Raw genomic sequence first — 12,048 nt, 5'->3', positions numbered from 1 at the left:
TGCAATCGACGCGATTTTTGTATGTGCTCCATCTACCATATAGTTGTAGGCGCGCCACATCCAGGGCCCGCGTCAGCGGCATATCCGGCCTGCGCCCCGGCGTCCGTGACGGGCCAGATCGAGATGGAAGTGGTCGCGGTGGAAGGCATCGGCATTGGGGCCGAGGACGGTCGTGAACGTGCGGCAGGCCCCCCGATGGACGGCACGAAGGAACTCTCGCTCGGCAGCGTTGCCCTTCCAACCCGTCAGTACGGAGATCTTGCGCCCGTCGGCCAGGACGAAGGCGGAGATATCGAGGGCGTTGGCCAAGCCATGCTCGGACAGCACACTTCCGGCAATGCCATTACGGGGCCGGCAGGAATAGGACGCCGCCACCTTCAGCTCCACGACGTCCATTCGGAAGTAGCGGCGCGCTGCCGGCATGACCGACGTGACGACCCAGTGGTCGGTTGCGGGGACCATCGGGCACTGCAGGGTCGCCTGCGGCGTGAGGCTGACCGCGCCGTGGGCCGTCGCGCTGACATACAGCGGCTGAATGGCGCCGCACGCACTGGGGCCGCCAAGAGCACTGCGCCGGGAAATGTGCGGGTTGTTTCGGACGTAGCCCGACGCCAGGCAGCGGCGCTCCTCATCGGCCCGCCACGGCTCTTCCTTGGCGACGAAGTACGCCTGCTTGCCGCAGCCCTGTATCTGGAGCAGCGCCGCAATCGTCAGCCCGAATTTTACCGACCTACGCAACATGAAGGAAAGTATACGGTGGCTCAGCCTAAGAACTGGTCAACGCTAATGACCCAGAAACTCAGATTAGTGCGGCACTTTGTTGCGAGGATGTCCCGGGGCTGACGAAGCGTTCATGATCGGGCAAGAGTTGCTGCTGCGCCAACGCGGTGCGGGCGCGGTCATGCGGCGCGGCAGGTCCTCATTGCCCGAGAGCCATGGAGCGTCTACCTTCACGCGTTCTGAGATAAGGAATGTCCCGGGCAGGCCCGGCGACGAAGGAGCGCCATGATCGATCTTTATACTTGGTCCACGCCCAATGGGCGCAAGGTCTCCATCATGCTGGAGGAGGTTGCGCTCCCCTATGCCGTGCATCCGGTGAACATCTCCAAGGACGAGCAGTTCAAGCCCGAGTTCCTTGCCATCAGCCCCAATAACCGCATCCCCGCGATCGTCGACCGCGACAATGGCCTCGCGCTCTTCGAGTCGGGCGCCATTCTGATGTATCTTGCCGAGAAGACCGGAAAGTTCTGGCCGACCGACGAAAAAGGGCGCTGGAACACCATGCAGTGGCTGATGTGGCAGATGGGCGGCATCGGCCCCATGCTCGGCCAGGTCCATCATTTCGTGCGCTTCAACAAGGGCAAGGCGCCCTACGCCGAGGAGCGCTATCTGAAGGAGGCCGCGCGCCTCTACGGCGTCCTCGACCGCCAGCTCGCCAAGTCCGAATACGTGGCGGGCGACTACACGATCGCCGACATGGCCATCTGGCCCTGGATCTCGCGCTTCGAGTGGCAGGGCATCGACCTTGCCCAGTACGAGAACGTCAGCCGCTGGTACAAGGCCATTGCCGCACGCCCGGCTGTTCAGAAGGGCTATCACATACCTGTACCGCAGGACGGCATCCCCATGCCCTCCTGAGGAATGCGTTGGCCGCCGAGCGGCCGTCACCAAGATCCATCAGCCAGCGCGCGCCAGCAAGGAACGCCGCCATGAAAACAAACCCGACCTTCTCCGGCGTCATCGCTCCGGTTCTCACTCCCTTTGGCGAGGACGGCGCGCCCGACCTCGACCGCTTCGTCGAGCACTGCGAGTGGCTGCTCGAGGACGGCTGCACGGGCCTTGCGCCCTTCGGCACCACGAGCGAGGCGAACTCGCTCGGGATCGACGAGCGCATGGAGATGCTCGAGGAGATCGTCGAAGCCGGCATTCCACCCTCGAAGCTCATGCCGGGCACGGGCATGTGCTCGCTCTCGGATGCGATCCTGCTGACCGATCACGCCGTCGAGCTCGGCTGCGGCGGCGTGCTGATGCTGCCGCCTTTCTACTACAAGAACCCGAGCGAGGAGGGCCTCTTCCGCTTCTTCGCGGAGGTCATCGAGGAGGTCGCCGACGAGGACCTCAAGGTCTACCTCTATCACATCCCGCCCATTGCCCAGGTCGGCTTCTCGCTGCCGCTCATCGAGCGCCTGAAGAAGGAGTTCCCGACGACCGTCGTCGGGCTGAAGGACTCGTCGGGCGATTGGAACAACACCAAGGCCATTCTCGAAGCCTTCCCGGACTTCGAGGTCTTCCCGGGCTCGGAAGCCTTCCTGCTCGACGCGCTGCGTCTCGGCGGGGCGGGCTGCATCTCGGCGACGGCCAACGTGAGCGCGCGCGCAATTCGCGAGGTGTTCGACAACTGGCAGGGGCCGAACGCCGACAAGATCCAGGCCAATGTCACTGCGCTCAGGATGGCCATCCAGCAGTATCCGATGATCCCGGTGCTCAAGGCGCTCCTCGCGCACTACCGCGATGACCCGCTCTGGGCCGAGCTTCGGCCGCCCTTCACGGAGCTCCCCGAGGCCGAAGCCGAGAAGGCCATCCAGACGCTCGCCGAGGTTCATGGCTTCAAGCTGAACTTCGCCGAGGCCGCGTGAGGCCATCATGGCGCCGACACTGGCCGTGCGGACAAGGCACGCGGGTGACGGCGCCACCCGGCCAACCGACAGTGCGCAGGACGCCCGCGCACTAGTCGCGCGCGAGGCGGCAGCCGCCGGCTTCAGCGTCGTGCGCATTGCCCGCGTGAGCGATCTCGGCGCCGAGCCCGGCCGGCGCTTTCTCAGCTTCATCGCCGATGGCCAGCATGGCGACATGGACTGGCTCGAGGCCAAGGCCGAGCGCCGCCAGCATCCGAATGCCATGTGGGCAGAAGCACGAAGCGCCATCGTGCTCGGCCTCAGCTACGCGCCCGAGGAAGATCCTCTCCGTTTCCTCGATCAGCGCGATCGCGCGAGCATCTCCGTCTATGCCGCGCGCCGCGACTACCACGATGTGGTCAAGCCGCGCCTCAAGCGCGTCGCGCGCGCCCTGCAGGCAGCGACCGGCGAGGACGTCAAAGTCTTCGTCGATACTGCACCACTCATGGAGAAGCCGCTCGCAGCGCTCGCCGGTCTCGGCTGGCAAGGCAAGCACACGAACCTCGTCTCGCGCGAGCACGGCTCGTGGCTTTATCTCGGGGTCATTCTGACGCGCGCCGAGATCGCAGCCGACGAGCCCGAGCGCGATCACTGCGGGCGCTGCCGGCGCTGTCTCGACATCTGCCCGACGGCGGCATTCCCGGCCCCCTATCAGCTCGATGCGCGCCGCTGCATTTCCTACCTCACCATCGAGCACAAAGGCCCGATCCCGCACGAATTCCGCGAGGCCATCGGCAATCGCATTTTCGGCTGCGACGACTGCCTCGCCGTCTGCCCGTGGAACAAGTTCGCGCAGGCCTCGCACGATCAGCAGCTCGCCATTCGGCCGGAGACGCAGGGACCGCGCATCGCGGATCTGCTGGCGCTCGACGATGCGGCTTTCCGCGAGCGCTTTGCCGGCACGCCGATCCGCCGCGCGGGACACGCACGCTTCATGCGCAATGTCCTGATCGCGGCCGGCAACAGCAGCGACGCTACACTCGTTCCGCTGATCGAAGCCCTGCTCGCGCACGAAGCGCCGGTCGTGCGCGGCGCTGCCGTGTGGGCGCTCTCGCGTCTCGTCCCGCGTGCGCACATGACTAAGCTGGCGGAAGCGCACGGGAACGACGCGGATGCTTCCGTGTGCGAGGAATGGACAGCGGCGCTCGCCTCATGAGCACGCTTCTGTGCATCGGCCTCGGATATACGGCGCGCGTCTTCGCGGCGCGCGTCGCGGCTCAGGGCTGGCGTGTCATTGGAACCACGCAAACGCCCAGCGGCGCGGCAAGTATCGCTGCTCTCGGCTATGAAGCGATTGCTTTCGACGGCACAGCCGCGAGCGACGAACTGCGCACGGCTCTTACCTCGGCGACGCATCTCCTCGTGTCCGCGCCACCCGATGCATCGGGTGATCCGCTCTTGCGGCACCACGCCGGTGATCTACCCAGCGCGCTCTCCTGGGTTGGCTATCTCTCGACGGTCGGCGTGTATGGCGATCACGGCGGCGCCTGGGTCGCTGAGACAACGACGCCGAAGCCGACGAGCAATCGCAGTCGCTGGCGGCTTGCTGCCGAGCGATCATGGTTCGATCTCGCGCAACATACCGACCTTCGCGTCGAGATCTTTCGCCTCGCCGGCATCTACGGGCCTGGGCGCGGGCCGCTCGAAGCCGTTCGCAAGGGCACGGCCCGCGCGATCGTGAAACCCGGCCAAGTGTTCAATCGCATTCATGTCGAGGATATTGCGAACGTCCTCGCGGCCGCGATCGCCCGGCCATTTGGGCACGCTATCTATAATGTCAGCGACGACGAGCCCGCCCCGCCGCAGGACGTGCTCGCCTACGCCGCGACACTGCTCGGGTTGCCGCCACCACCATCCGTCGACTTTGCGACGGCGGATCTCACGCCCATGGCGCGCAGCTTCTATTCGGAGTGCAAGCGCGTCTCCAATGCGCGCGTGAAAGAAGCACTCGGCCTGGCGCTCGCTTACCCCACTTATCGCGACGGATTTGCCCGCGACGCCGCGTTGATCGGTTCGTGAAGCAATTCACGAACCTAAGTTGCGCGTGAAGGAATTCACCGGTCCTGGGCTTGCGCATGAAGGAATTCACGCGGCGTTCATCCCAAGTCCGCGCGGCCGCCTAAATCGAAGCGTACCGTCATTCCGTACTGCGTACTTGAGTTGTTGAGGCCGCCAGCCCCCTGGCGCGCGCTGCGTTGATGATTTGTCTCCGTCGAGGGAGTAGCGGCATGTCCGCCCTGAAGCGTCGCGCATATTTCTCTTACCTCACATTGCATCGCACGACCGGCCTAGCCGGTGCTCTCGCCTCCGCAATCATTCTAAGCCCGCTTCCGGCTTCGGCCGATCCCGCAGGAAATCCGGCGCACGCGATCGCCAACCGCTTTGCCGAGGATGCCCAGCGCGCCGAGGCTCAGCGCAAGGAAGCGGCACAAAAACAGGCGCAGCAGCGCAGAGAGCAAGCAGCCAAGGCTGCCAAGGAAAAAACGCAGAAGACTCACGAGGCCGAGATGCTCGCGCGCGCCCGCGCCGAGAATGAAGAGCGCCGAAAGCTCGAAGAAGAGGCCGCACGGCTCGACGCCATGCGCGCCGAGCGCGAGGCGCGTGAAAGCGAAGCCGAGCGCCAGCGCGCCGAGAAAGCGCGTCAGATCGAGGCCGCGCGGGAAGCCGAGCAAGCGCGTGTCGCGGAAGAAGCGCGCAAGGCCGAGGAAATCAAGCGCGCCGCCGAAGCACTCCGCATTGCCGCCGAGCAGGCTGCTGCAGAGGAAGCCCGCAAGGCCGAAGCCGCACGTCTTGCCGAGGCCGAGCGCCGTGCGGAGGAAGCCCGCCGCGCCGAGCAGGCGGCCTGGGCAGCCGAGGAGGCCAAGCGCGCGGCTGAGCTCCGCAAGGCCGAGGAAATTCGCAAGGCTGAAGAAACGCGCAAAGCCGAGGAAGTCCGCAAGGCCAGTGAGGCCCAGCGCATCGCAGCCGAGCGCGCCGCCGCCGAGGCAGCCGCACGCGCCGAGACCGAGCGCCGGGCCGCAGAGGCCAGTCGCGCCGTTGCTCGCGCGACCACCGATGAAACCCGCCGCGTCGCCGACATCGAGGCCGATGCCGAGATCGCGCGCGTAGCCGAGAGCCTGCGCCGCATTCGCGAGGAGCAACTTGCGCGGCACACGGGCCCGGCGAGCGGCACGATTACGGGCACTGTCCAGGAACGCGCGCACGAGCCGTCATCGGGCCAGGGCCGCATCACCGACAATGAAGGCTTCCGCGATGTCCCGCTCGCCCCGCCGCGCTCGCGCGCCGGCACCGAGCGCCCCGCGCTGATGTCACCAGAGCCCAAGCTCGCCTATGACGGCCACGTCACCATCCTCCTGCAGATGGAGCCGCGCTATCGCCGTGGCCGCGGCTATGAAAGCATGGACCCTGTGCTCTGCACGGCCGGCGGCTGCTACGTGAGCAATGGGCACGATCAACCGGCAACGTTCCTGCATGGCAATCGCGCCGTGCGGTTCGGCAACGCGATCGGCCGCCGCGCCGGTGCCTGCAATCACGCCACCACGTGCGTCTTCCGCAATGTCGATCTCGGGGCTCTCCCCGCGGACGTGCAGCCTGTCGACATCCGCGTGATCCGGCATGACCGACGCGAGCCGGAGCGCATCGAGACGCTTTCGAGCTGCCGCGCGGGCGCGGGCGACCGCGTCACATGCACGGGCGCCATCCACGGCGATGGCTACACCATGTGGGTGATCTCGGAGGCTGCTGCCGAGCGCCTGCCGCCTCACGCTTTCGAGTCGGCATTCGACGGCGGGCTCGTGGATTCGGCGGAGGCCGATCCCAAGCTGAACCCGTGGCGCGACCGCTGGTAGCTCACTTCGCGTACGAAACGCCGGCGAGACCTTCGAGCGCGCGGATCATCAGATCGAGATCCTCGGGCCGCGAGAGACGATGCTCACCGTCCGGCACGGCCGAGACCTGCACGTGATCGCCGGAGAGATGCGCGACGAGATCGAGCGTGTGCTCCCAGGGCACGTCCGGATCGAGCAGGCCGTGCAGCACGTGGATGGGCCGGCCGGGATCGAAAGGCGCATCGCCAATGAGGTGATTGCGTCCTTCCTCGATGAGGCGCCGCGAGATGGCGTAGTCGCCATCGCCGTATTTTGACGGCCGCTGGAACACGCCCTTCTCCAGGATGTCGCGTTTCGCGCTCTCCGAGAAGCGCGCCCACATGAGCCGCTCGGTCATATCCCAGGCCGGCGCGATCAACAGCAGCCCTTTGATGCGCGCGGCCTCGGCGGGCGCATCGCGCATGAGCGCGCGCAGCACGAGCAGCGCGATGTAGCCGCCCATGCTCGAGCCGACGAGGATCTGTGGTCCCTGCGTAATCTGCTTGAAGACGGCCAGCGCCTCCTCGAGCCACGCGCCGATGGTCCCGTCCTCGAACTGCCCCGGTGACTGGCCATGCCCCGAATAGTCAAAACGCGTGCAAGGATGGCCATGCTCGGCAGCCCAGGCCGCGAGTACCGAGGCCTTGGTGCTCGTCATTTCCGACTTGAGACCTGAAAGCCACATCACGCCGGGCGTCTTTCCCGGCTTTCCGGGATCCGCCAGATAGGCAATGCGGCGCCCAGATGCGTCTCCTGGCGCTCCGGCCCCGACTTGCAGAAATTGTGGTTCGGCCTCTGCCATTCTATAAACCCTCGACACTGCTGAGCCGCGCGGGCTCCTTATCTCGAACCATAGCCGATCCCGATGGCCGATCAGATGCCGACCATACTGCAGATCGTCCCGCGGCTCGATACCGGCGGCGCCGAGCTCTCCACGCTGGAAATCGTCGCGGCGCTCGTGCGCACGGGCGCGCGGGCGCTGGTCGCGACCGAGGGCGGGCGCATGGCCGAGCGTGTCACGGCACTCGGCGGCGAGATCATCACCCTGCCGCTCGAAACGAAGAACCCGGTGACGATCGTCACCAACGGCCAGCGCATAGCGAGCATCGTCCGCGAGCGCTCGGTGTCGCTCCTCCATGCCCGCAGTCGCGCGCCTGCATGGAGCGCACTCATGGCCGCGCGGCGGGCAGGTGTCCCCTTCGTCACGACCTACCACGGCGCCTATGGCGAGCGCGGGCGCATCAAGCGGCTCTACAATAGCGTCATGGCGCGCGGCGATAGCGTCATCGCAAACTCGCGCTACACGTCGGACCTGATCCGCGGCCGCTATGGTGCGCTCGCGGGGACGCCCGTGATCATTCCGCGCGGCGTCGACATCGCGCGCTTCTCGCCTGACAGCATCGATGCAGAGCGCCGCACGCGCCTTCTCACGGCGTGGGGCATCGAGCCGCATGAGCGCGTGATCCTCCATGCCGCGCGCCTCACGACGTGGAAGGGCCAGCGCGTCCTCATCGAGGCCGTCGGCCGGCTACAAGCCGAGGGCCGTCTCGGCAATGGCGTGCTGGTGCTGGCCGGCGACGCACAAGGGCGCAACGACTACGCCGAGGGCCTGCGCCAGCTTGCCGGCGAGCTCGGCATCAGCGATCGCGTGCGCCTCGTCGGTCATGTCGAGGACATCGCCGCGGCATTTGCTGTCGCCTACCTGACGGTCATCGCCTCCATCGAGCCCGAAGCCTTCGGACGTGCTGCTGCAGAGGCGCTTGCCGTCGGCTGTCCAACAATCACGACCAATATCGGTGCACCGCCCGAGATCGTCCTCGCCCCGCCGGAGGTCTCGCGCGAGCAGGCAACGGGATGGCATGTGCCGCCGCGCGATGCTGCCGCGCTCGCTGATGCCATTGCCGAGGCGCTCGCCATGCCGGAGGCCGAGCGGCAAGCCATGAGCGCGCGCGCCGCGGCCTCCATTGCGGCACGCTTCACCGTCGCAGCCATGCAGCGCCAGACGCTCGCGGTTTATGACGGCCTGCTCGGCACGCAGCTCGCGGCGCGGTTCACGGCATCGCAGACGCATCCGGTTTGACAGGCGGCAGCCCAGGTGAAAGTCTTGCGGCGCTCTTTGAAGCCAAAGCAAGATTTTATGGGAGTTCGCCCGCCATGGTCGCCACGACGCCATTCCTGAAGGATGCCGACAAGCTTGGGCCCCTCGCCTCGCGCTATCTCAATGTCGCCGAGCTGCCCTGGCAGGAGACGCGCTTTCCCGGCGTCGACATGAAGGTGCTCGTCGAGGACAAGGAGAGCGGGCTCGTCACGGCGCTCTTCCGCTTCGCGCCCGGCACTCAGCTTCCCTATCACGAGCATGTCGAGATCGAGCAGACCTGGGTGCTCGAGGGCACGCTCGAGGACGAGGAAGGCATCGCCACGCCCGGCAACTTCGTCTGGCGCCCGGCCGGCAACCGCCACAATGCGCATTCGCCGAATGGCTGCCTTGTGCTCTCGATCTTCCTCAAGCCCAACAAGTTCCTCGACAAGGATACCTCCGGCTGGGATACGAAGGGCGGCACCTGAGGTCCCTCGCGACCAAGAATAAGCAAAGGAAACACCCCCAATGACCGCCCGTACGCCGCGCATGCCGATGATCCCTGATGCCGAGATGACGGAGGCGCAGAAGGCCGCCGTCAAGGACATCGTCTCCGGCCCGCGCGGCCATCTCGTCGGCCCGTTCATCCCGCTGCTGCGCAGCCCGGATTTCATGACGCGCCTGCAGAAGACCGGCGAATACCTGCGCTTCAACAGCGCGCTCGAGCCGCGCCGCTCCGAGATGGTCATTCTGATGACGGCGCGTCTTTGGACACAGGCCTTCGAGTGGCATCACCACCGCCCGATCGCCGAGAAGGCGGGCCTTGCCGCGGACGTCATCGACGCCATTGCCGAGGGCCGTCGCCCGGCCAAGATGGCCGCCGACGAGGCCGTCATCTACGACTTCATCGACGAGCTTTCGCGCGCGCGCTCCGTGAGTGATGCGACGTACAAGCGGGCGGTGGAAGCATTCGGCGAGCGCGGCGTCATCGATATGATCGGCATCCACGGCTACTACAGCCTGCTCGCCATGGTGCTGAACGTCTCGCGCGCGCCGCTTCCCGAAGGCGCGAAGACGGGCATCGATCCGCTGCCCTGAGGCGCCTACACTGAGGGACCACCCTCGAAGCCGAAGCGGCGCTTGATACGCTCGAAGAGCTGGTCGCGCACGCGCCGGTACACTTCGAGCGTCTGCTCCCGATTGCCCTGGCCGACCATCAGCGAAGCATCGAAGGTCGGCCAGTACTCGACATCCACGGCCATGGTGCGCGTGAGCTCCAGGGCCGAGTGGTGCGCCTCGGGCGAAAGCGACACGATGAGATCGAAGGAGGTGTCATCGAGATCGGCGAGCGCGAGCGGCGCGTGAGCGGAAACGTCGATTCCGATTTCGTCCATGACTGCTGTGACGAACGGATCAGTCTCTTCGCCGGCCCTGACGCCGGCAGAGGAGACATAGACGCGCCGGCCCGCCAGATGGCGCAGGATGGCTGCGGCGATCGGCGAGCGCACGACATTCATCGTGCAGGCGAAGAGCACGGCACCCGGCAGCTCACGTACACCACCCTCGCTGCTGGCCGCGCCCCCGGGCATGGTGCGTCAGCCCTTCCAGTGCAGCGCGCAGATCAGCGTGAAGAGGCGCCGCGCCGTGTCGTAGTCGACGTTGATCTTGCCTTTGAGGCGCTCCGTGAGCAGGCGGCTCCCTTCGTCATGCAGCCCGCGCCGTCCCATGTCGATGGCCTGAATGCGCGAGGGCGGCGCGGTGCGGATCGCCTTGTAGTAGCTCTCACAGACAATGAAGTAGTCCTTCATCACGCGCTTCAGCGGTGAGAGGGAGAGCATCAGAGTGTGCTCGCCGGACACGGGCTCGGTGTCGACGATGAAATGCAGGCGATCCTCGATGACCGCGAGCTTGAGCGTGAACGGGCCCTCGCGCCCTTCGACCTCGAAAGTATTGGCGTCGATAATGTCGTAGATCGCGACTTCGCGCTCGTGCTCGATGTTCGCGTTGCCGCGCGTGATCGAGGCCTCGTCGAGTGTGATGGCGACGAGCCGCGCGCGGGACGGAGCATCGGGCGTCTGGCTCACGCGCCCTCCTTCTTCGTATTGGCGGCAAGCGCGTTCGGGCCGAGCCGCACGGCAATGGAGCGGCGGTGCGCGTCAAGCCCTTCGGCGGAGGCAAGGCGCATGGCCGCCGGTCCGAGTGCCGCGAGCGCGCTCTCATCGAGACGCAGGATCGACGTGCGCTTCATGAAGTCGAGGACGCCGAGACCCGAGGAGAAACGCGCACTGCGCGCCGTGGGCAGCACGTGGTTGGAGCCGGCGACATAATCGCCGATCACCTCGGGCGTATGCGCGCCGAGGAAGATCGCGCCGGCATTGCGGATGGCGTCCGCGAGCTGGTCCGCGTCGCGCACGGCAATCTGCAGATGCTCGGCGGCAATGCGGTCGGCGAGCGCGGGGGCTTCGCCGAAGTGCTCGAGGAGGATGACCGCGCCGAAATCGCGCCAGCTCTCGGCAGCGATCGCGCCACGCGGCAGCACCTTGAGTTGCCGCTCCACGGCGGCGCAGACGGCTTCGGCAAAGGCTGCATCGTCGGTCATGAGGATCGACTGCGCGGCCGTGTCGTGCTCAGCCTGCGCAAGGAGATCGGCGGCGATCCATTCCGGATCATTGTCGCGGTCGGCAATGACGAGAACCTCGGATGGCCCCGCGATCGAGTCGATGCCGACCGTACCGAACACCTGCCGCTTGGCGGCCGCCACATAGGCATTGCCCGGTCCGACGATCTTGGCGACGGGCACGATCGTCTGCGTGCCATAGGCGAGCGCGGCCACGGCCTGCGCGCCGCCGATACGGTAGATCTCCTCGACGCCTGCGAGATGCGCCGCCACCAGCACCAGCGGGTTGAGCTGCCCGTCGGGCGAAGGCACGGCCATGACAATGCGCGGCACACCCGCGACACGCGCCGGCACGGCATTCATGAGCACCGAGCTCGGGTAGGAGGCCGTCCCGCCCGGCACGTAGAGGCCCACGGCCTCGACGGCCGTCCAGCGCCCGCCAAGCTCGACACCCAGCGCATCACGATAGCGGTCATCGTACGGGAGCTGGCGCTGGTGGTAGGCAGCAATGCGGTCGCGCGCGAGCGTCAGCGCCGCGACGGTCTCGGCATCGGCCGAGGCAACAGCAGCCGAGATCTCGTCCGCGCGGATACGCAAGCCCTTGGCGCCGGCATCAAAGCGATCGAAGCGCTGCGTGAGCTCGATGACCGCCGCATCGCCGCGCTTGCGCACGTCGGCAAGGATGGACCGGACCTGCGCATCCACGTCCTCGGAAACCTCGCGCTTCTGCGTGAGGAAGCTGCGGAAGGCCGCCTCGAAGCCGGCATCGGATGTCCTAAGGCGCGTTGGCATGTGTCGTACTTTCCTGCCACT

At 66.6% G+C, this 12,048-nt stretch carries 13 protein-coding genes; 8 read left to right on the top strand and 5 right to left on the bottom strand.

Annotation, left to right across the window (positions count from 1 at the left end):
* Positions 1-72: 72 nt before the first annotated feature.
* Entirely contained in the window at positions 73-741 is a 669-nt protein-coding gene (locus tag CS1BSM3_RS17930; RefSeq protein WP_072389200.1) for an extensin-like domain-containing protein, read from the bottom strand.
* A gap of 264 nt (positions 742-1,005) precedes the next feature.
* Between CS1BSM3_RS17930 and CS1BSM3_RS17925 the strand changes: the two genes are divergently transcribed.
* The 5 genes from CS1BSM3_RS17925 to CS1BSM3_RS17905 all read left to right on the top strand — a co-directional run bounded on the left by CS1BSM3_RS17925 (position 1,006) and on the right by CS1BSM3_RS17905 (position 6,523).
* A complete protein-coding gene (locus CS1BSM3_RS17925) occupies positions 1,006-1,638 on the top strand; it encodes a glutathione S-transferase family protein (RefSeq protein ID WP_072389198.1) in 633 nt (210 codons plus the stop codon).
* Between the two features lie 71 nt (positions 1,639-1,709).
* Positions 1,710-2,636, top strand: coding sequence for a dihydrodipicolinate synthase family protein (locus CS1BSM3_RS17920; RefSeq protein WP_072389196.1), 927 nt, complete (start codon positions 1,710-1,712; stop codon positions 2,634-2,636).
* A 7-nt stretch (positions 2,637-2,643) separates the two neighbouring features.
* The gene (gene queG, locus CS1BSM3_RS17915) at positions 2,644-3,831 is read left to right on the top strand and encodes a tRNA epoxyqueuosine(34) reductase QueG (protein WP_083528690.1); all 1,188 of its coding nucleotides are present in this window, start codon (positions 2,644-2,646) and stop codon (positions 3,829-3,831) included.
* Entirely contained in the window at positions 3,828-4,694 is an 867-nt protein-coding gene (locus tag CS1BSM3_RS17910) for an SDR family oxidoreductase (protein ID WP_072393979.1), read from the top strand. Before queG ends, CS1BSM3_RS17910 begins: the two co-directional genes overlap by 4 nt.
* A 209-nt stretch (positions 4,695-4,903) precedes the next feature.
* A complete protein-coding gene (locus CS1BSM3_RS17905; protein WP_072389194.1) occupies positions 4,904-6,523 on the top strand; it encodes a hypothetical protein in 1,620 nt (539 codons plus the stop codon).
* 1 nt (position 6,524) lies between these two features.
* On the opposite strand, the gene CS1BSM3_RS17900 is transcribed toward CS1BSM3_RS17905, so the two are convergent.
* Positions 6,525-7,343 (bottom strand): alpha/beta hydrolase, encoded by an 819-nt coding sequence (locus CS1BSM3_RS17900; protein ID WP_072389192.1) that lies wholly within the window; start codon positions 7,341-7,343, stop codon positions 6,525-6,527.
* 75 nt (positions 7,344-7,418) lie between these two features.
* Between CS1BSM3_RS17900 and CS1BSM3_RS17895 the strand changes: the two genes are divergently transcribed.
* The 3 genes from CS1BSM3_RS17895 to CS1BSM3_RS17885 all read left to right on the top strand — a co-directional run bounded on the left by CS1BSM3_RS17895 (position 7,419) and on the right by CS1BSM3_RS17885 (position 9,716).
* Entirely contained in the window at positions 7,419-8,621 is a 1,203-nt protein-coding gene (locus CS1BSM3_RS17895; RefSeq protein WP_244540554.1) for a glycosyltransferase family 4 protein, read from the top strand.
* Positions 8,622-8,695: 74 nt separating this feature from the next.
* A complete protein-coding gene (locus CS1BSM3_RS17890; RefSeq protein ID WP_072389188.1) occupies positions 8,696-9,106 on the top strand; it encodes a cupin domain-containing protein in 411 nt (136 codons plus the stop codon).
* A 40-nt stretch (positions 9,107-9,146) separates the two neighbouring features.
* On the top strand, positions 9,147-9,716 hold the full coding sequence (locus CS1BSM3_RS17885) for a carboxymuconolactone decarboxylase family protein (protein ID WP_072389186.1): 570 nt from the start codon (positions 9,147-9,149) through the stop codon (positions 9,714-9,716).
* 5 nt (positions 9,717-9,721) lie between these two features.
* On the opposite strand, the gene CS1BSM3_RS17880 is transcribed toward CS1BSM3_RS17885, so the two are convergent.
* Genes CS1BSM3_RS17880 through hisD form a run of 3 tightly spaced genes read right to left on the bottom strand, consistent with a single transcriptional unit; the run spans position 9,722 to position 12,027 of the window.
* Positions 9,722-10,207, bottom strand: coding sequence for an arsenate-mycothiol transferase ArsC (locus CS1BSM3_RS17880; protein ID WP_072389184.1), 486 nt, complete (start codon positions 10,205-10,207; stop codon positions 9,722-9,724).
* A gap of 6 nt (positions 10,208-10,213) precedes the next feature.
* The gene (locus CS1BSM3_RS17875) at positions 10,214-10,702 is read right to left on the bottom strand and encodes a UPF0262 family protein (protein WP_072389182.1); all 489 of its coding nucleotides are present in this window, start codon (positions 10,700-10,702) and stop codon (positions 10,214-10,216) included.
* Positions 10,699-12,027 carry a histidinol dehydrogenase gene (gene hisD, locus CS1BSM3_RS17870; RefSeq protein WP_072389180.1) on the bottom strand — a complete coding sequence of 443 codons (1,329 nt, stop codon included), beginning with the start codon at positions 12,025-12,027 and terminating at the stop codon, positions 10,699-10,701. The genes CS1BSM3_RS17875 and hisD overlap by 4 nt, the downstream gene beginning before the upstream one ends.
* Between the last annotated feature and the right edge of the window lie 21 nt (positions 12,028-12,048).

The organism is Hyphomicrobium sp. CS1BSMeth3, from assembly GCF_900117415.1.
Taxonomy (GTDB): Bacteria; Pseudomonadota; Alphaproteobacteria; order Rhizobiales; family Hyphomicrobiaceae.
The sequence above is the reverse complement of the archived record's forward strand: the minus strand, read 5'-3'. Positions and strand labels throughout refer to the sequence as shown.